Genomic DNA, 18,930 nt, shown 5'->3' with positions numbered 1-18,930 from the left:
CGAGACCCGGCTTCGGCGGAACCGGGTCTCGATACGGCCGCGGGCGGCCTACTCGACCGACGGGAGTTCGCCGGTCGAGTAGCGAGGAACGAGCGTATCGAGACCCGGCTTCGGCGGAACCGGGTCTCGATACGGCCGCGGGCGGCCTACTCGACCGACGGGAGTTCGCCGGTCGAGTAGCGAGGAACGAGCGTATCGAGACCCTCCCATGAAGTGGGCGGAAGGGGCGCCTACCGCGCCTCCGGCACGTGTACCCGCACGAGGAACGCGTCCGCGCCCCGCGGCACGCCGCGCGGGTCGGCGCGCGAGACGGCGACGGTCACGAGCACGGCCAGCGGCACCGTCCACGCCGCCGGTTGCTCCAGGAAGCCGCGCAGCACGGGTGCGTGCGCCCAGATCGCGGGGCCGGCGAGGATCGCGAGCCCCGACAGCGACCCCCCGGTGAGCATGCCGGCGATCGCGCCGCGGGCGGTGAGGCCCCGCCACCAGATGCCGAGGATCAGCACGGGCGCGAGGGTGGATGCCGTGAACGCGAACACCAGGCCGACGCCGGCGGCGAGCCCGCTCGACTCCGTCACGAGCGACACGGCGAGCGGCACGAGCGAGCTGGCGACGGCGGCGATGCGGAATCCGCGGATGGATCCGCCGAGCACGTCCTGGCTGATGACCCCGGCGAGCGAGACCACGAGCCCCGAAGACGTCGACAGGAACGCGCCGAACGCGCCGGCGATGACGAACGCGGTCAGCAGGTCGCCCCACGGCCCGGGTACGAGGCGCCCCGGCAGCAGCAGGGTGAGGGCGTCGGCGTCGCCGGGGGTGGCGAGGTCGGGTGCGAACGCGCGGCCGAGGAGACCGAACGCGGTGGGGAAGAGGTAGAACACCGACAGCAGGCACAGGACGATGACGGTGGTGCGGCGGGCGGCGACGCCGTCGGGGTTCGTGTAGAAGCGGACGAGCACGTGCGGCAGTCCGAGGGTTCCGAGGAGCAGGGCGACCATGAGCGAGACGGTGCGGTAGACGTCCATGCCGGCCGGCCCGGCCTCGGGCGCGAAGGCGAGCGCGGGCGGAAGCGACACGGCCCCGCCGCCGGTGCCGGTGACGATGAGGATGAACACGACGGGCACCGCGAGCGCGCTGAGCTTCAGCCAGAACTGGAACGCCTGCACGAAGGTGATGGATCGCATGCCGCCGGCGGCGACGACGATCGCGACGATGACGGCGACGGCGAGGGAGCCGGCCCACGACGGCAGCCCGGTCGCGATCCGCACGGTGAGGGCGGCGCCCTGCAGCTGCGGCACGATGTAGAACCAGCCGATGACGATGACGAGGCCGCTGGTGACGAGGCGGGCCGGACGCGAGCCGAGCCTGGCCTCGGTGAAGTCGGGGATCGTGTAGGCGCCGCTTCGTCGGAGGGGCGCGGCGACGAAGAGCAGCAGCATGAGGTATCCGGCCGTGTAGCCGATGGGGAACCACATGGCATCCGCCCCGGTCAGCAGGATGAGACCGGCGATGCCGAGGAACGAGGCCGCCGAGAGGTATTCGCCGCCGATCGCCGACGCGTTCCACCAGGGCCGGACGGTGCGGCTGGCGACGTAGAAGTCGCCGGTGGTGCGCGAGACCCGCAGCCCGTAGAAGCCGATGAGGGCGGTCGCGACGGCGACGAGGGCGATCGCCGCATACCCGATCCCGGCGTTCATGCGTCCTCCGAGAGGGCCCGGTACCTCGCCTCGTTGCGGTTCGCGAGCCGCACGTACAGCCAGCCGACGGTGATGACGAGGGGGTAGACCCCGAAGCCGAGCAGCAGCCACGAGATCGGTACGCCGGCGAGGTAGCTGTGGCCGAGATCGGGCACGAGCACGATGCCGGTCACGAACAGGGCCGTGGCCACGACGAAGCCGATCGCGAAGACGAGCGCGAGGCGCAGCTGCGAGCGGATGAGCGAGCGCACGAAGATGCCCTGCACATCGCTGGAGTCGGGGCCGATGGATGCCGAGGCCGGGCCGTACGGGACGGGCGCGGGCCGCTGCCTGGGTGCGGTGATGCGGACGCGAGTGGATGCCGGAGCGCGCTGCCGCCCGGCATCCGCACCCGAAGCATCCGCACCCCCGGTGCCCGGCCCGGCGCCCGCGCCGGCATCCGCGCCCGCCCCGCCGCTCATGACCGCGGGCGGATCGTGGCCGAGCCGAGCCGCTCCCGCAGCCCCGGCAGCAGGCGCCGGCTCACCGGCAGTTCGACCTGCCCGACGACGAGGCACGCGCGTTCGCCCGTGAGCCGGAGCCGTGACACGGCCGCCAGCGAGACGAGGTATGAGCGGTGCACGCGCACGAAGCCGGCGTCGGCCCACTGCCGTTCGAGGTCGGAGATCGGAATGCGCACGAGGTAGCTGGCGTCGTCGGTGTGCAGGCGGGTGTAGTCGCCCTGCGCTTGCGCGTAGCGCACCTCGTCGCGCCGGATCATGCGCACCGTGCCGCCGAGGGTGACGGCGATCATGTCGTTCGGCGCGGGCGGTTCGGCCCGGGCGGGCTGGCCGAGCGATTCGACGATGCGCGTCACGGAGCGTTCGAGGCGTTCGGCGCGCACGGGCTTCAGCAGGTAGTCGACGGCGGCGAGGTCGAACGCTTCGAGGGCGCCCTCTTCGTCGGCGGTGACGAAGACGAGCGCGGGGCGCTGCTCGAAGCGCTGCAGCGCCCGGGCGAGGTCGAAGCCCGACAGGCCGGGCATGTGGATGTCGAGGAAGGCCGCGTCGACGGGTTCGCGGGTGAGCAGGCGCACCGCTTCGGCGCCGCTCGGGGCCTGGTGGATCGTGCCGATCCGTGCGTCGTGGCCGAGCAGGTACGCGAGCTCGTCGATCGCGGGCTGCTCGTCGTCGGCGATGAGGACGGAGATCATGCGCATCAGTCTCGCATTCGCCGCACCGGGCCGGTGGATGCTTCGGAGGCGCGTGCCGGGTGGGCCTTCGGCACTCGCATCCGCACGAGGGTGCCGGCGCCGAGGTTGGTCTCGACGACGAGGCCGTGCTCGTCGCCGTAGACCTGCCGGAGCCGGGCGTCGACGTTGCGGAGGCCGACGTGCTCGCCGGGGGATCCGCCGGCCAGCACCCGTTCGGCGATGTCGGGGTCGATGCCGACGCCGTCGTCCTCGACGCTGATGTGGGCGAACGCGGCCGCGTCCTCTGCGGTGATCGTGATGCGGCCGCCGCCCTCCTTGGCCTCGAGGCCGTGGCGTACGGCGTTCTCGACGAGGGGCTGGATCGACAGGAATGGGATGACGGTCGAGAGCACTTCGGGCGCGATCTGGAGGGTGACCCGCAGCCGGTCGCCGAAACGGGCCCGTTCCAGGCGCAGGTAGCTGTCGATGGATCGCAGCTCTTCGGCGACGGTCGTGAAGTCGCCCTGCCGGCGGAACGAGTACCGGGTGAAATCCGCGAATTCGAGGACGAGCTCGCGGGCCTTCGCCGGGTCGGTGATGATGAACGAGGCGATGGCGTTCAGCGAGTTGTAGATGAAGTGCGGGCTGATCTGCGAGCGCAGCGCGCGCAGTTCGGCTTCGGCGAGGGCGGCCCGGTTCGCGTCGAGCTCGGCGAGTTCGACCTGGGCGGCGACCCAGTCGGCGACCTCGCCGGTCGCCCTGACGAGGCCGGCCCGAACGGGGGAGGCGAACGCGATGATCGCTCCGACGGTCCGCTGGCCCGCGAACACGGGGGCGGCGACGGCGTCGGTCTCGCCGTGGGGGGTGGGGATGCGCCGATCCACCCGCTGCTTGCCGCTTGCGACGATGTCGCGTGCCAGGCGGGTCGCCGCCGCCCGGAGGGCCTCGTCGCCGTCGATGGTGACGACCCCCTCGGCGTCGGCGATGGCGAGGGTCTCGGCCTCGAGCAGGGTGCGGAGGTGCCGGCTCGCGCGGGCGGCGTCGGCGCCGGCGAGGCCGCCGCGCAGGTGCTTCGCGGCGCGGGATGCGAGGTGCAGCGTCTGGTAGGTGGCCTGCTCGGCCTCGGTGCCGAGATCCTTCGAAGCCAGCACGATGCGCCGAAGCAGCAGCACGAGCCCGACCGCGGCCGCACCGGCGGCGACGCCGATGGCGGCGGCGAGCATCATCGACTCGGGCATGGTGACCACGGTAGCCGTTCGCTTCGACCCGTGCGCCCGACCGTTCGTCGCACGATGGATGCCGTTCACCGAACGACGAGCGGCGAACGGTTCACACGCGCCCTCCGACGCGCCAGAGTGGGGCGCGCAGTGAACAGCGACGGCGGGCCCTGCCGTCCGTCGGTATCCCCAACACCCCTTCGAAGGAGACGTCATGGGCAATGAAGCCCTGAGCGCGGAGGAGACCGAGTCGGTCGACTTCGGCGCCGTCCAGAAATCCGAGGAGTTCCAGACCCTGCGGAGCCGCCACCGGAAGTTCGTCTTCCCCGTGCTCGCCGTGTGCCTGGTCTGGTACCTCCTCTACGTGGTCCTCGCCGGGTGGGCGACCGACTTCATGTCGACCCCCGTCTTCGGCCACGTGAACATCGGCATCATCCTCGGCCTGGCCCAGGTCGTCACGACCTTCGCCGTGACGATGTGGTACGTGAGCTACGCGAACAAGAAGCTCGACCCGATCGCCGCTGACATCCGCAACGAGATCGAGGACGAGATCGAACAGGAGGCGGGTCGATGACGTTCCACTTCGAGGCGGCCACGACCGCCGGCAACCCGTGGCTGAACATCGGCATCTTCGCCGCGTTCGTCGCGATCACCCTGGTGATCGTGTTCCGGGCGAGCCGCAACAACAAGACCGCGAGCGACTACTACGCAGCCGGCCGCTCCTTCACGGGCGGCCAGAACGGCATGGCGATCTCGGGCGACTATCTCTCCGCGGCGTCGTTCCTCGGCATCTGCGGTGCGATCGCCGTCAACGGCTACGACGGCTTCCTGTACTCGATCGGCTTCCTCGTGGCCTGGCTCGTCGCGCTCCTGCTCGTCGCCGAGCTGCTGCGCAACACGGGCAAGTTCACGATGGCCGACGTCCTGTCGTTCCGTCTGAAGCAGCGTCCGGTGCGCATCGCCGCGGCCCTGTCGACGCTCGTCGTCTGCTTCTTCTACCTGCTCGCGCAGATGGCGGGAGCCGGCGGTCTGGTTTCGCTGCTGCTCGGCATCAACGAAAAGGTCGGCCAGGGCGTCGTCATCGCCGTCGTCGGCGGCCTGATGATCCTCTACGTGCTCATCGGCGGCATGAAGGGCACCACCTGGGTGCAGATCATCAAGGCCTGCCTGCTGGTGGCCGGTGCGGCTGTCATGACCGTGTGGGTGCTCGCCCTGAACGGCTTCAACTTCTCCGAGCTCCTGGAGCGCGCGGTCGAGACGGCGAACAACCCCGCCGTGCTGAACCCGGGCCTGCAGTACGGCCTGAGCGATATCACGAAGGTCGACTTCCTCTCGCTGGGCCTCGCCCTCGTGCTCGGCACCGCGGCGCTGCCGCACGTGCTCATGCGCTTCTATACGGTGCCGACGGCCAAGGAGGCCCGCAAGTCGGTCGTGTGGGCGATCTGGATCATCGGCATCTTCTACGTGTTCACCCTCGTGCTCGGCTACGGCGCGGCGGCCCTCATCGGCGCCGAGAAGATCAAGGCGGCGCCCGGCGGTGCGAACTCGGCGGCACCGCTGCTCGCGTTCGAGCTCGGCGGCCCGTTCCTGCTCGGCCTGATCTCGGCGATCGCCTTCGCGACGATCCTCGCGGTCGTCGCCGGCCTCACGATCACCGCCGCGGCGAGCTTCTCGCACGACATCTATGCGAGCGTCGTGAAGAAGGGCAAGCCCGCTCCGGGCGCCGAGGTCAAGGTCGCCCGCCGCACGGTCGTCGTCATCGGCATCGTCGCGATCATCGGCGGCATCGGCGCGAACGGGCAGAACATCGCCTTCCTCGTGGCCCTCGCCTTCGCGGTGGCGGCCTCGGCGAACCTGCCGACGATCATCTACTCGCTGTTCTGGAAGCGCTTCACCACCCGCGGCGCGCTCTGGAGCATCTACGGCGGACTGATCTCGGCGATCGTGCTCATCGCGTTCTCGCCGGTCGTCTCCGGCGGCGCATCGTCGATGATCCCCGGCGTCGACTTCCACTTCGTGCCGCTGTCGAACCCGGGCATCATCTCGATCCCGCTGGCGTTCTTCCTCGGCTGGCTCGGAACCGTCACCGACAAGACGAAGGAAGACCCCGAGAAGCAGGCCGAGATGGAGGTCCGCTCCCTCACGGGCGTCGGCGCCGAGAAGGCGACCGACCACTAAAGGCCGCGGCGCGGTCGGAACGCCTGCCCCGACCGCGCCGTCGAACCGACGGGGGCGGATGCCGTGAGGCATCCGCCCCCGTTCTGCTGCGCTCGCGGCATCCGTTCGCCGTCGCTTGTGCTGCGCCCGCGGCATCCGTTCGCCTCCGCTTGTGCTGCGCTCGCGGCATCCGCCCGCCGTCCCGCTGTGTCGCCCCCCGTACGGGGCGCGGATGTGGTTGAATCGCGCTCGACGGGCACCGACGACGCTGGGGGGCGTGCGATGAACCCTGATTTCCCGTTCTGGCTGCGGGCGACGCATCTCATCAACTTCCTGCTCATCGGCATGCTGCTGCGTTCCGGGTGGGAGATCCTCGCATCGCTGCCGAGGCTCTGGTGGCGGAAGGATTCGGCGCCGGGCACCGAATGGCTGCGGTTCACCCGCCGCAAGCTGCCGAAAGAGGAGGGCGTCTACACCTCCCTCATGGACGAGAAGTCCCTCTCCCCGCTCATCGGACTGCCGGGCCGCGGCAATGTGGGCCTCGGGCGGCACTGGCACGGCCTGTCGGTCATGCTGTGGGTGCTGAACGGCGTCGTCTACGTCGTGCTGCTGTTCGCGACCGGGCTGTGGCGGCGGATCATCCCGACCTCGTGGGATGTGATCCCCGAGGCGTGGGACTCCTTCGTGATCTACCTCGGCTTCGGCGTCCCGTCGATCGAGCACTTCCAGCCCTACGACGCGTTGCAGATGCTCGGCTACTCCTTCGTGATCTTCATCCTGGCGCCGTTCATGATGCTCACCGGGCTCGCGATGTCGCCGGCGATCCGCTCCCGCTACCCCTGGTATGTGAAGTTCTGGGGCGGGCATCAGGGGGCCAGGTCGCTGCATTTCATCGCGATGGTGCTGATGTGCGGCTTCATCGTCATGCATGTGAGCCTCGTGTTCCTCGTGCATCGCGAGCACAACGTGGTGCACATGGTCTTCGGCGACGTCGACACGGCCAGGTACGCGCAGGCGCTCGTCATCATGATCGGCACGATCGTCGCGGTCGTGGTGGTGTGGATCGCGCTCAGCTATCTGACGCTCGCCGACCGTGTGCGCACGCATCATTTCCTCGCCTGGTTCACCGAGCTCGGCCGCAAGGTGTTCCTGAACCGGATGCGCCCGCGCCTCGACGCGCAGAAGAGCTACACGGACGCCGACATCTCGGAGTTCCATTGGACGAACGGCCTGCCGCCGACGGCCGAGGAGTCCGAGGAGTGGATCGCCGCGCGCGACCGCGACTGGGAGGGGTACACGGTCACGATCGGCGACGACACCGGCAGCGGTGCGTCGAAGACCCTCACGCTCGACGATCTCCGCGCCTTGCCGCAGGCCTCGTACATCGCCACGCACAGCTGCATGCAGGGCTGGTCGGCGACGTCGCGGTGGACGGGCGTGCGGTTGCGCGACCTCCTCGCCCTGCTCGGGCCGAAGCCGGAGGCTGCGCGGTACGTGCTGGTCGATTCGTACGGCCTCGCGCAGAAGATGATCGACAACCGCCCGCGCGAGCCGTTCTATGCGGCGATCGACCTCGACACGGCGTTCGAGGACGACACGATCCTCGCCTACGAGCGCAACGGCGCCCCCATCGACCTGTACCTCGGTGCACCGGCGCGCCTCAGGGTCGAGTCGAACCACGGCTACAAGCACGTCAAATGGGTGCGTTCGATCCGCTGGATCGCGGACTACGCCGACTACGGCGACGGCCGCGGCGGTACGCGCGAGGATTCGGCGCTGCAGGTGTTCAACGGAAGGATCTGAGGTGCCCGATCACGTCACGACGACCAGGCTGCAGGTGTCGGGCATCCGCACCGACGACGAGGTCAGGCGCGCCCTGCAGGCCCTCTACGATCGCTTCGCCGAGCTCGGCGTGGGCGCCGCGACCTTCGAGGTGGCGGATGCCGGGCCCGCCCGCCTCTACATCAAGCACCGCGAGTCCGTCGCCCCCGACACCGGCGAGATCGCCGCCGCCCTGGCCCGCGCCGGCGACTTCCGCCTCGTCGGCTGAGGGGCCCCCGCGCCGCGCGCTTGCCGCCGCCGCGCCGCGCGCTTGCCGCCGCCGCGCCGCGCGCTTGCCGCCGCCCCGTGCCGCTCCGCCGCACCCTGTGAGTGCCGCGTGTCCCGAAAGCAGGCCACGCGGGCACCACGCATGCCGATTCGGCCTGCTTTCGGCGACGCGCGGTCGCTTCGGCCTGCTTTCGGTGCGGGCGGCCGGCGGATGCCGCGGCACGCCACACAGTTTTCTGGCGCGAACTCTCGCTCGGCGTCGCGCGGGCTGCCATGATGTCCACACCATGATTCGACTGTCCCCGCCGGTGCTGCCAAAATCCATCGGACTCATCATCCTGATGTCGCTGATGACCGGTCTGCTGCTCAGCCGCTTCGTCGCGCCGCTGTTCGCAGCGCGACCGCTGCCGTGGTTATGGGCGGCGCTCACTGTTGCCATGTGCGAGGGCCTGATGCTCTCGGCGATCACCGTGGTGACCTTCCCGCGTGTCATGTGGGTTGAACCCGGCTGCACGGTGCACGTGCGCGGTCGGACGGTTCCGGTGCTCCAGCTCACCCGCATCCACCGCAAGCTCTCGGGCAAAGGCTCGTCGCAATACCTCACGTACACGTTCGTGCCAGAAGGCGGCCCGAAGTTTCGGATGCTTATGACCGGCGAGCCGTTCACTGCGCTGGATGCAGACGGAGTCGCCACGCTCCGCCGGTTCGCCGGCAGCCTCGCGGGTGCGTTCGCTTCGGATTCGGCGGATGCGCCGCTGCACTCCGGTCTTGCCGGGAAGCGAGGGACGACCGAGGCGGGGCCACGCGAGCTGATCGCCGACCTCGCAACGCTCGACGTCCGATCCGCGGCGAGCGGGTCGGCCGCGTGAGCGGACAGACGTCGACCGCGCACAGCGCCGAAGCCGGCGCACATGCGGTCGTCACCAGATTGTCGGGGCCGGGCCTTCGGGGATCCCTGGCAGCGGTGTGGGCCCTCGCGGCGTCGGCCTCCCTGGCGTCCAGTTCATTCGCCGGGCCGATGCTCGCCGCAGGCGGGGTCCCGACGCCATGGCTCTGGTCTCTGTTCGGCGGGGCCATCGTCTGGGCCGCGGTCATTTCGGTCGTCCTTGTGCGCAGGTACCCGCGGGTCGAGTGGAACGAGACCGCGTGCATCGTGCGGGTTCGGGGCCGGGAGGTTCCTGCCGACGAAATCATCGAACTCCGCCGGAGGTACTCGGGCTGGGCGTTCGCTCACGCGCTCGAGTATGCGTTCGCCTCGGAGAGCGGTACCGCATTCCGGTTGCTCGTTTCAGCGAAGCCGCTCCCATCGATGACGCCGGATGGCCTGGCCGGTCTGGCCCGCTTCGTGCTCGCGCTGCAGGTGTCGGGGCATGCCCGGCTCCCGATCGAGCGGAACGCTTCGAACGTCGATCGGGAAGTGCTCCTGTACGAGGTTCGATGCCTGGGGATCCTTCCCTCGATCACCGGAATCCGAGATCCGGAACAACTGGCCTTCGAAGAGAAGTGCCGTGTCGACGACGAGGCCGCAACTCGGCTTCTCGAACCGGTGTCCGAACGCTATCGACGTATCGATTCCCTCTCGCGCGCCGTGATCGCAACGGCGACCGCGGCGGGGTTGCTGTGCGTGCTCGGGTCGATGGTCGCAGAAGCCGCCCACATTGCCGCGCGGCACGTGTTGGGGCCGGCTCTGCTGACGGCGATCGGGGTCGGATTGCTTGCACAACTCGTTCGGGCATCCGCTGTTCGGCGGGCTGACCGTGCGGTCATGCGCATGAGCGATACCTGGTGGGATGAGGCGGATGATCTCGCCCGTCACCGAGGGCAACCGGTGGTGTACACGATGCGAGATGCACGGCATCTCGGTCTCGGCCCGGCGCTTCGGGCGTTGTCCCTCAGCGTCCTGGGTGCAGGAGCCGTCACCGCCATGTTCTTCCTCGGGGACGGTGCTCCGTGGCTCGCGGCCTGGCTGTGGCCGCCTGGGCTCATCGCGGTTTATGCGGGATTCCTGGGAGCCGTCGCGAGTCTCCGTCGCCGGTCGACGGCGTTCGACCGGATACGCCGACGTGCCGGCCGGCGATCCGACCCGCCAGGGCTGCAAGGGCAGGTATCCGCCCTTGCAGATCCCCCTACAGGTTGATCATGTGCCCCGCGAGGCCGTGGATCGCGTCCTGCAGCGCTTCGGAGAGCGTGGGGTGCGTGTGCACGTTGCGGCCGAGTTCGAGGGCGCCGAGGTCCCATTTCTGGGCGAGGGTGAGTTCGGGGAGCAGTTCCGAGACGTCGGGGCCGATGAGGTGGCCGCCGAGGAGTTCGAGGTATTTCGCGTCGGCGATGAGTTTCACGAAGCCGGTGGTGTCGCCGAGGCCGGCGGCTTTGCCGTTGGCCGAGAAGGGGAACTTGGAGACGACGACGTCGTAGCCGGCATCCCGGGCCTGCTGCTCGGTGAGTCCGAAGCTCGCGACCTGCGGCTGGCAGAAGGTCGCGCGGGGCATCATCCGGTAGTCGCCGAGGTCCATCGTCTCGGCGCCGGCGATGGTCTCTGCGGCGACGACGCCCTGGGCCTCTGCGACGTGGGCGAGCATGAGTTTGGCGGTGACGTCGCCGATGGCGAAGATGTGCGGCACGCTGGTGCGCATGTACTCGTCGATGCCGATCGCGCCGCGGTCGGTGAGGGCGACGCCGGTGTGCTCGAGGCCGAAACCGTCGACGTTGGGGGCGAAGCCGACGGCCATCAGCACGCGGTCGACCTCGAGGCTGCCGGTCTGGCCGTCGGAGCCCGTGTAGTCGACGGTGACGGACGAGCCGCGGTCGGTGACGGCATCCACCCGGGTCGAGGTGAGGATCGGCACCCCGAGCTTGCGGTACTGCTTCTGGATCTCCTTCGAGACCTCGACGTCTTCGTTCGGCAGGGCGCGGTCCATGAACTCGACGATGGTGACGTCGACGCCGTAGTTCTTCAGCACGTAGGCGAATTCCATGCCGATGGCGCCGGCGCCGACGATGGCGATGGATCGGGGGAGTTCGCGGGTGAGGATCTGCGATTCGTAGGTGACGACGTTCTCGGAGAGCTCGACGCCCGGCAGCAGCCGCACCTGCGAGCCGGTGGCGATGATCGCGTGGTCGAAGGTGACGGTCTGGGCGACGCCTTCCGGGCCGGTGACGTCGATGGTGCGGTCGTCGCGGAAGACGCCGCGGCCGTCGATCTCGGTGATGGCGTTCTTCTTCATCAGGTAGTGGATGCCTTTGACGCGCCCGGCTGCGACCTCGCGGCTGCGGTCGAAGGCGGCGCCGAAGTCGAAGCTCGCCTCGCCGGTGATGCCGAAGGTGGATGCGTCTTCGCGGAAGAGGTGGGCGAGTTCGGCGTTCCGCAGCAGTGCTTTCGAGGGGATGCACCCGACGTTCAGGCAGACGCCGCCCCAGTAGCGCTCTTCGATGACGGCGGTCTTCAGGCCGAGCTGTGCGGCGCGGACGGCGGCGACGTAGCCGCCGGGGCCGGCGCCGAGGATGACGAGGTCGAAGTGGCTCATGACGTCAGCCTAGGGCTTGACAGACCCCCGGTTAGGTGGTTAGTTAGTCGAGCAACTAACTAATGAACTAAGGCCGGTATGGACGAATCACGACCGATCTTCCAGCAGATCGCCGAGTTGATCGAGAACGACATCATCGAGGGCTCCCTCGCCGAAGGCGCGCAGATCCCCTCGATCAACGAGTTCGCTGCCTTCTATCGCATCAACCCGGCGACGGCGCTGAAGGGCGTCAATCGCCTCGTCGACGACGGATTCGTCGAGAAACGGAGAGGAATCGGCATGTTCGTGGCCATCGGAGCGCGAGGGGCGCTCATCGAACGGCGTCGCGCGGAATTCACCGAACAGTACATCAGGCCCCTCCTGGTCGAAGCCGACAAGCTCGGCATCGACATCGAAGAACTCGCGGCACTCGTCCGCGCGGAAAGGATCGAATCATGAGCCAGATCGTCGTCAAGGCGACCGGCCTCACCAAGCGATACGGGCAGTTCACGGCCGTCGACGCCGTCGACTTCACCCTCGCCGAGAACCGCATCTACGGCCTCCTCGGCCGCAACGGAGCAGGCAAGACCACCATCATGCAGCTGCTGACCGGCCAGCTCTTCCCGAATGCCGGGGAGGCGGAGGTCTTCGGCCGCACGCCCGCCGAGCACTCCGACGTGCTGCGGAACCTCTGCTTCATCGCCGAGTCGCAACGCTACCCCGAGGACTTCGCGCCCCGGCACGTGTTCAAGGCAGCCCCGTGGTTCTTCGAGAACTGGGACCAGGCCTTCGCCGAGCGCCTCATCGCCGACTTCCGGCTGCCGCTGAAGCGCCCCATCAAGAAACTCAGCCGCGGGCAGCTCTCGGCCGTCGGCGTCATCGTCGGGCTCGCCAGCCGTGCCCCGCTGACGTTCTTCGACGAGCCCTACCTCGGCCTCGACGCCGTCGCCCGGCACATCTTCTACGACCGGCTCCTCGAGGACTACGCCGAGCATCCGCGCACGATCGTGCTCTCCACGCACCTGATCGATGAGGTCGCCAACCTGCTCGAGCACATCATCCTCATCGACCAGGGCCGCATCCTCCTCGACCGCGATGCGGAAGAGGTGCGCGGATCGGCGACCACCATCGCCGGCCCCCGCGCCGTCGTCGACCAGTTCGTCGCCGACCGCCCCGTGATCGGCACGGAGGGCATCGGCGGGCTCGCCTCGGTCACGATCGACGGCCGCCTCGAGCAGCCCGATCGCATCCGCGCCGCCGAACTCGGCCTGGAGCTCGCACCCGTCTCGCTCCAGCAGCTCATCGTCCACCTGACCGGCGCAGACCTCGCCGGCTCCACCGAAGGGGAGGCCGCAGCATGACCGCCGTCGCCGACACCCGCGTCGTCACCGACCACCGCCGATTCCGCGTCGGCGAGATCTGGCGCATCGCCCGCCTGCACACCGTGAATTCCAACGTCCTGTTCGGGGTGCCGTGGATGATCCTCGGCGTTGCCTTCGCCGTCAGCGCCGTCATCGCGCTCATCGTCCAGGGCGCAGGCGTTCCGCGCACCGAGATCCAGGAGGGCATGCGCTACAGCTGGGCCGTCATCTCGCCCCAGTGGTACCTCGTCGCCGTGGGCGTGCAGGCCATCGCCTACACCTTCTCCTTCGCGCTCGGCTTCGGCGCGACCCGCCGCGACTACTGGCTCGGCACCGCCCTCATCTTCACGATCGTCGCCACCGAGATGGCCGTCGGCATCGCCACGCTCGTGCAGATCGAGAAGGCCACCGACGGCTGGGGCATCGGTCTGTCGATGTTCAATGCCCTCTGGTACGGGCAGCAGGGCTGGCTCGTCGACTTCTACACGACGTTCGCGTTCCAGTTGCTCGTGCTCTTCATCGGGGCGAGCGTGACCACGGTCTACATGCGCTGGCGCATCAAGGGCATGATGGTCCTGCTGTTCTCGGCGGTCGCGCTGCTGCTCGGCTTCGTCGCCTGGATGACCCTCGCCGACCTCTGGCCCCAGGTGATCGCCTGGCTCGCCTCGATCGGCATCGTCGGCGGCTTCTCGCTCCTGCTGGCCCTCGCGGTCGTGTTCGCGATCACCGGGTACCTCGTGATCCGCTGGGCCACTCCGCGCTGATCGGGCCGCGCCCGGCGGCAGGCCGGGTGCGTGCCGGGCCCCGGCGCCGGCCGGGTCAGCGGGCCGCGGCATCCATTCGGGCGGATGCCGCGGCCCGCCGCATGCCTGGCGGAATCATCCTCTCGGATGACGCCGATGGCCCTCGCGGCCGATGCGCGGGCCGGGGGCCTGCGCGAGACTCGAGGGCAGGGCGGGGGTGGATGCCCGGTACGGAATCGGGTGCCGTGCCGGCATCCGCCCCCGCACACCTTCGTGCCCCGCGGTGGATGCCCCGGCCCGCGCGATCCGGGCTGCCGCCCCGCCGGCGGTCGCCGGTAGGCTCGTCGCATGACCGAACCGGGCGAGAGCTTCGACGAACGTGACGCGGCGATGACCGAGCTGCTCGGCATCCGCTCGAGCATCGACAACATCGACGCCGCCCTCATCCACTTGCTCGCCGAACGCTTCAAGTTCACCCAGCAGGTCGGCCGGCTGAAGGCCGCGCACGGCCTGCCGCCGAGCGATCCCGAGCGGGAGCGGCGCCAGATCGCCCGCCTGCGTGCGCTCGCCGAGGAGGCCCACCTCGACCCGGCGTTCGCCGAGAAGTGGTTCAACTTCGTCGTCGCCGAGGTCATCCAGCACCACGAGGAGATCGCCGGTTCCGCGAACGGCGATGCCCCCGCCCCGGCGGCCGACGGCGGGGCGCCCGCCGCGCCATGACCGCGACGGCGCCCGAGCCGCCCGACCAGACCGGGCGCCGCATCATCGTCACCGGCGCGAGCCGCGGCATCGGCTTCTTCACCGCCGCACGCCTGGCCGCAGCCGGAGCGACCGTCGTGCTGAGCGGCCGCGACGCTGGCCGAGTGGATGCCGCAGCGCGCGCCATCCGCGCCCGCCACCCCGCAGCCGCCCTCGAACCCCACCTCATGGACATCTCCTCACTCGCCTCGGTGCGCGCCGGAGCGGAGCGGCTGGCATCCACCCCCGTCGACGGTCTCATCGCGAACGCCGGCATCGTGCACACCCCCGCCCGCAGGCAGACGAGCCCCGACGTCAACGAACTCGTGCTCGCCACGAACCTCATCGGCCACGCCCTCTTCATCGCCCGGCTGCTGCCGGCGCTCGCCGACTCGCTCGGCGCGGCACCGGCCCGGGTGGTGTCGCTCGGTTCGCTGTCGAGCCGCCTGTCGACCTTCCGTGTCGGCGATCTGCAGCTCGAGCACGGCTACGATGCTTGGCGCGCCTACGCGCAGTCGAAGATCGCCGTGCAGGCCTTCGCCTTCGAACTCGACCGGCGGCTGCGCGCCGCCGGCGTCCCCGTCGCGAGCCTCGTCGCCCACCCCGGGTACTCGATCAGCGGGCGCACGCCCCGCGTGCCGGGCGTCAACGAGCCCGGCCGTGCCGACCGCTTCGCCGACGCACTGCAGGCCCCCATCGCGCAGGGCAAAGACGTCGGCGCGCTGCCCGTCGTGCACGCCGCGACCGCGGCCGGGGTGCGCGGCGGCGACTTCTGGGGGCCGAGGTTCCTGACGCGCGGCACCCCGCAACGCCAGCGCCCGACCCGCACGAGCGCCTCGCCCGAGACCGGCGCCCGCGTGTGGGGGTTCCTGGACGGGGTGCTCGGCGGAGAGCTGCGCCTGCCGTGAGCGGGGCGAGGGAGGGCGCCGGGGGTGCTGGCGGTGGGCCGGATGCCGCGGCCGCGCTCGAGCACGTGCGCGCGGCAGGGGTGCGCGCGGCCGCGGCACTCGCCGAGGCCGGCGCCCGCGACGAAGCGCTCGCCGAGTTCGTGCCCGAGCGGCGCCGCTACAGCATCCGCCGCCGGGCGAAGATGCGCCCGATCGGCCGCGTGTGGCGGCTCGGCGTGTTCCTGCTCGCCCGCGACGGAACGCTCCTCGCGGCCGGGCCGACGACCCGGGCCGTGCCGCCGGGCCACCCGAACTACCAGTCCGCCTCGGGTGAAGAACGCCGTGCCTATCGCGCCGCCGCGTTCCAGGGCCCCTTCGAGCGCGGCGAGGTCGTGAACTTCGCGGCCCGGCCCCTCGAGCCGGTGGATGCCGCGAGCCCCCTCACCATCGTCGGCGGCGAGCCCCTGGTGCGCTGGAGCCCCGGTGCCGCGCCGGCCCCCTTCGACGCCTACCTCGCCGAACGCGTCGATCTGCTCGTGCACCCGCCCGACGGGGCGTGAACTCGGCGCCGCATCGCGGCATCCACACCCGCCGGCGTGCCGCCGCGCGTCCCCGAATAGGTGACGACCGACCCGCGCGACGGTAGCGTCGGGGCATCCACTCGCCTCGGAGGCCCCATGTCGCGCGTTCTGGTCCACAACTTCTCGATCTCCCTCGACGGTTTCGGCACGGGCGAGGGGCTGAGCTTCGACGCGCCGTTCGGGCACGCCGGCCAGCGCATGCACGAGTGGATGTTCGAGACCCGCATGTGGCACACCATGAACGGCGAGCCGGGCGGCGGCGAGGGCGTCGACAACGCCTTCGCCGAGCGGCACGAGCATGGCGTCGGCGCCGAGATCATGGGGCGCGGCAAGTTCAGCCCGGAGCACGGGCCGTGGGTGGATCTCGGCACCGACGCCGAATGGCGCGGCTGGTGGGGGCCGAATCCGCCGTTCCACACGCCCGTGTTCGTGCTCACCCATCACCCGCGGCCCGACCTCGAGATGGAGGGCGGCACCGTGTTCCGCTTCATCGACGCGAGCCCGCGCGAAGCGCTCGAGCTCGCCCGCGAAGCCGTCGGCGGGCTCGACGTGCGCATCGGCGGCGGCCCGACCGTCGTGCGCGACTTCCTCGCCGAAGGCCTCATCGACGTCGCCCACATCGTGCAGGCGCCGATCCTCCTCGGCCGCGGCGTGCGGCTCTGGGACGGGCTGGAGGGCCTCGAATCCCGCTACGATATCGAGGCCGTCGCCGCCCCGAGCGGCGTCGTCCACCTCACCCTCACCCGGCGCTGACGCGCCGCCGATCCTGCGCTGAGGCGCCGCGCGCCCGGTGCGCGCCGCCTGCGCCGGGCGACCCGCGCGCCCGCTGCGCGCCCGCCGCGCGCCGCCCGCTGCGCGCCGCCAGCTGCGCGATGTCTGCGCCGAGTGACCCGCGCGCGCTCATCCGCCCACGCGCACTCGCGCGCCCTCATCCGCCCACGCGCACTCGCGCGCAGCCCGCTTCCAACGTGCCGTTCACCCGTTGGGCACGTGCGTTGCGGCCTTCTGTGCGCGGTGCACGTCGTCCTCGGAGTGCCGATCTCCCGCAGGAGTGCCGCTCTCCCGGATGGAACGCGCTCGGAGTGCGGATCTCCCGTGGGGGTCGTGCTAGGAGTGCCGATCTCCCGTCAGAGTGCCGGGAAGTCGGCACTCCCACGGGAAGTCAGCACTCCTGAGGAGACGGCGGTGCGGGTCGGGGTTCGGCTGAGTCGCCGCGCGACCCTCGACGGGGCGCAGCCTGCTCTGGTAGTGTCGCTGCCTATGTCGTGCTTCGAGATGATCATTCGGCCCCGTACCGCCTGAGGCGGAGGGGCTTCTTCACGCACCGCTCCGCCCAGCGATGACCATCGCCGGGTGTCTGCTTCCACGACCCCGGCCGTCCATCTCGGCAAACGGAGTCTTCTCGTGCGCGCACGTTCCCGCATCCACTCATCGAACACGCCCGCCGCCCGGCGCGGCGCCGCCCCGCACCGGCCCGACCGCGGATCGGATGCGCGGCCCGGCCGCGTATCCGCCGCGTCCCGCCACGACCCGCCGCACAACGGTTCCGGCGGCCAGCGCGCCCGGCCCGGCGGCTCCGGCGCCCGCCACGACCCGCCGAGCGGCGACCCCCACGCGCTGCCCGGCGGCCGCCACGAACTCGGGCAGAACTTCCTCGTCGACCGCGCCGTGATCGACCGCGTCGTCGAACTCGCCGCGGCGACCGGCGGCCCCCTGCTCGAGCTCGGCGCCGGCGGCGGCGCCCTCACGCATCCGCTCGCCCGGCTCGGCCGGCCCCTCACCGCGGTCGAGATCGACCCGCACCGCGCCGCCGAACTGCGCCGCCGGCTCGGGCGCCGCGCAGACGTCGTCACCGCCGATGCGCTCGCCTGGCGGCATCCGCACACCCCGCACGCCGTCGTCTCGAACGTGCCGTTCCACATCACGACGGCGATGCTGCGCGGGCTGCTGGCCGCACCCGGCTGGACCGACGCGGTGCTGCTCACGCAGTGGGAGGTCGCCAGGCGCCGCACCGGCGTCGGCGGCTCGAGCCTGCTGACGGCGCAGTGGGCGCCATGGTTCGCGTTCCGGCTCGAGCGGCGGGTGCCGGCGCGGGCGTTCCGGCCGATCCCCTCGGTGGATGCCGGACTGTTCACCGTGCACCGGCGCACCGAACCGCTCGTTCCGTGGGGCGAACGCCGCGCGTACCAGGCGTATGTCGCGGCGGTGTTCCGCGGCCGCGGGCGCGGACTGGCACAGGTGCTCGCCCGCGCCCCGCGCCCGCTTCCGGATGCCCGCCGCCTCCTCGCCGCCCGCGGCCTCCCCGCCGACGCTCTCCCGGGCCGGCTCGCCCCCGAGGACTGGGCCGCGCTGTGGGCGGCGGTGCGTCGCCGCTAGCCACCGCCGCGAGTTGCCGCCGCTCGCGGCGCCGTATACCGCGGCCGTTTGCGGCGCCGTTTACCGCGCCCCAACCCGCCGCCCCTTGCGGCACCGTCTACCGCCGCCAATTGCAGTGCCGTCTGCCGCCGCCGCTTGCAGTGCCGTCTGCCGCTGCCGCTTGCAGCGCCGTTCCGTGTTCGCCGCATGGGTGGTGACGACGTCTGCGCGGCACCCGAGTCGGCGCCAGGCTCAGGGCCGGGCAGGCCGGGCAGCCACCCACCCACCCACCCACGTCGACGTAGGAGTGCCGATCTCCCGCAGGAGTGCGGATCTCCCGTGGGGGTCGTGCTAGGAGTGCCGATCTCCCGTGGGAGTGCCGGGAAGTCGGCACTCCCACGGGAAATCGGCACTCCTGCGGTGGGTGCGTCGGACGGCTGCCGGGCGCCCGGGCATCCATCGCACCCCGCA

19 protein-coding genes are annotated in these 18,930 nt (G+C 70.9%); 14 read left to right on the top strand and 5 right to left on the bottom strand.

Translation table 11 applies throughout. From position 1 onward, the window contains the following. Positions 1-230: 230 nt before the first annotated feature. From G127AT_RS06520 to G127AT_RS06505, 4 genes are read right to left on the bottom strand one after another with little or no spacing between them, the layout of a single operon-like run. On the bottom strand, positions 231-1,697 hold the full coding sequence (locus tag G127AT_RS06520; protein WP_210901215.1) for a sodium/solute symporter: 1,467 nt from the start codon (positions 1,695-1,697) through the stop codon (positions 231-233). Next, the gene (locus G127AT_RS06515) at positions 1,694-2,158 is read right to left on the bottom strand and encodes a DUF485 domain-containing protein (RefSeq protein WP_244857787.1); all 465 of its coding nucleotides are present in this window, start codon (positions 2,156-2,158) and stop codon (positions 1,694-1,696) included. Before G127AT_RS06515 ends, G127AT_RS06520 begins: the two co-directional genes overlap by 4 nt. Then, positions 2,155-2,889, bottom strand: coding sequence for a LytR/AlgR family response regulator transcription factor (locus G127AT_RS06510; protein ID WP_210901213.1), 735 nt, complete (start codon positions 2,887-2,889; stop codon positions 2,155-2,157). Before G127AT_RS06510 ends, G127AT_RS06515 begins: the two co-directional genes overlap by 4 nt. A gap of 5 nt (positions 2,890-2,894) precedes the next feature. Then, positions 2,895-4,106, bottom strand: a complete 1,212-nt coding sequence (locus G127AT_RS06505) for a sensor histidine kinase (RefSeq protein WP_210901211.1) — start codon at positions 4,104-4,106, stop codon at positions 2,895-2,897. Between the two features lie 193 nt (positions 4,107-4,299). Here G127AT_RS06505 and G127AT_RS06500 point away from each other — a divergent pair, with 193 nt between their 5' ends. From G127AT_RS06500 to G127AT_RS06475, 6 genes are all read left to right on the top strand, one after another. Beyond that, positions 4,300-4,659: a DUF485 domain-containing protein gene (locus tag G127AT_RS06500; protein ID WP_210901209.1), complete on the top strand. Its 360-nt coding sequence runs from the start codon at positions 4,300-4,302 to the stop codon at positions 4,657-4,659. Next, positions 4,656-6,263, top strand: a complete 1,608-nt coding sequence (locus G127AT_RS06495) for a solute symporter family protein (protein ID WP_210901207.1) — start codon at positions 4,656-4,658, stop codon at positions 6,261-6,263. The genes G127AT_RS06500 and G127AT_RS06495 overlap by 4 nt, the downstream gene beginning before the upstream one ends. A gap of 261 nt (positions 6,264-6,524) precedes the next feature. Beyond that, positions 6,525-8,045, top strand: a complete 1,521-nt coding sequence (locus G127AT_RS06490; protein ID WP_210901205.1) for a molybdopterin-dependent oxidoreductase — start codon at positions 6,525-6,527, stop codon at positions 8,043-8,045. 1 nt (position 8,046) lies between these two features. Then, on the top strand, positions 8,047-8,292 hold the full coding sequence (locus tag G127AT_RS06485; protein ID WP_210901203.1) for a hypothetical protein: 246 nt from the start codon (positions 8,047-8,049) through the stop codon (positions 8,290-8,292). A gap of 97 nt (positions 8,293-8,389) precedes the next feature. Next, a complete protein-coding gene (locus G127AT_RS06480; protein WP_210901201.1) occupies positions 8,390-9,160 on the top strand; it encodes a hypothetical protein in 771 nt (256 codons plus the stop codon). Then, complete coding sequence (locus G127AT_RS06475; RefSeq protein WP_210901199.1) at positions 9,157-10,428, top strand: hypothetical protein; 1,272 nt, start codon at positions 9,157-9,159, stop codon at positions 10,426-10,428. Before G127AT_RS06480 ends, G127AT_RS06475 begins: the two co-directional genes overlap by 4 nt. Here G127AT_RS06475 and lpdA read toward each other — a convergent pair. Next, on the bottom strand, positions 10,418-11,815 hold the full coding sequence (gene lpdA / locus G127AT_RS06470) for a dihydrolipoyl dehydrogenase (RefSeq protein ID WP_210901197.1): 1,398 nt from the start codon (positions 11,813-11,815) through the stop codon (positions 10,418-10,420). The genes G127AT_RS06475 and lpdA overlap by 11 nt on opposite strands. Before the next feature lie 78 nt (positions 11,816-11,893). On the opposite strand from lpdA, the gene G127AT_RS06465 reads away from it, so the two are divergent. The 8 genes from G127AT_RS06465 to erm all read left to right on the top strand — a co-directional run bounded on the left by G127AT_RS06465 (position 11,894) and on the right by erm (position 18,480). Then, positions 11,894-12,253, top strand: a complete 360-nt coding sequence (locus tag G127AT_RS06465) for a GntR family transcriptional regulator (protein ID WP_210901195.1) — start codon at positions 11,894-11,896, stop codon at positions 12,251-12,253. Next, complete coding sequence (locus G127AT_RS06460; protein ID WP_210901194.1) at positions 12,250-13,155, top strand: ABC transporter ATP-binding protein; 906 nt, start codon at positions 12,250-12,252, stop codon at positions 13,153-13,155. The genes G127AT_RS06465 and G127AT_RS06460 overlap by 4 nt, the downstream gene beginning before the upstream one ends. Continuing rightward, positions 13,152-13,919: a hypothetical protein gene (locus G127AT_RS06455; RefSeq protein WP_210901192.1), complete on the top strand. Its 768-nt coding sequence runs from the start codon at positions 13,152-13,154 to the stop codon at positions 13,917-13,919. Before G127AT_RS06460 ends, G127AT_RS06455 begins: the two co-directional genes overlap by 4 nt. A gap of 327 nt (positions 13,920-14,246) precedes the next feature. Continuing rightward, a complete protein-coding gene (locus G127AT_RS06450) occupies positions 14,247-14,618 on the top strand; it encodes a chorismate mutase (protein ID WP_210901190.1) in 372 nt (123 codons plus the stop codon). After that, positions 14,615-15,544: an SDR family NAD(P)-dependent oxidoreductase gene (locus G127AT_RS06445; protein ID WP_210901188.1), complete on the top strand. Its 930-nt coding sequence runs from the start codon at positions 14,615-14,617 to the stop codon at positions 15,542-15,544. Before G127AT_RS06450 ends, G127AT_RS06445 begins: the two co-directional genes overlap by 4 nt. Continuing rightward, a complete protein-coding gene (locus tag G127AT_RS06440) occupies positions 15,541-16,083 on the top strand; it encodes a hypothetical protein (protein ID WP_244857785.1) in 543 nt (180 codons plus the stop codon). Before G127AT_RS06445 ends, G127AT_RS06440 begins: the two co-directional genes overlap by 4 nt. A 117-nt stretch (positions 16,084-16,200) precedes the next feature. Beyond that, positions 16,201-16,857, top strand: a complete 657-nt coding sequence (locus G127AT_RS06435) for a dihydrofolate reductase family protein (RefSeq protein ID WP_210901186.1) — start codon at positions 16,201-16,203, stop codon at positions 16,855-16,857. Between the two features lie 864 nt (positions 16,858-17,721). Then, positions 17,722-18,480: a 23S ribosomal RNA methyltransferase Erm gene (gene erm, locus G127AT_RS06430; RefSeq protein ID WP_210901882.1), complete on the top strand. Its 759-nt coding sequence runs from the start codon at positions 17,722-17,724 to the stop codon at positions 18,478-18,480. Positions 18,481-18,930 lie beyond the last annotated feature (450 nt).

Origin of the sequence: Agromyces archimandritae (assembly GCF_018024495.1) — a bacterium.
Taxonomy (GTDB): domain Bacteria; phylum Actinomycetota; class Actinomycetes; order Actinomycetales; family Microbacteriaceae; genus Agromyces; species Agromyces archimandritae.
Note: the sequence above shows the minus strand (reverse complement) of the source record. Positions and strands in the feature narration are given on the sequence as shown.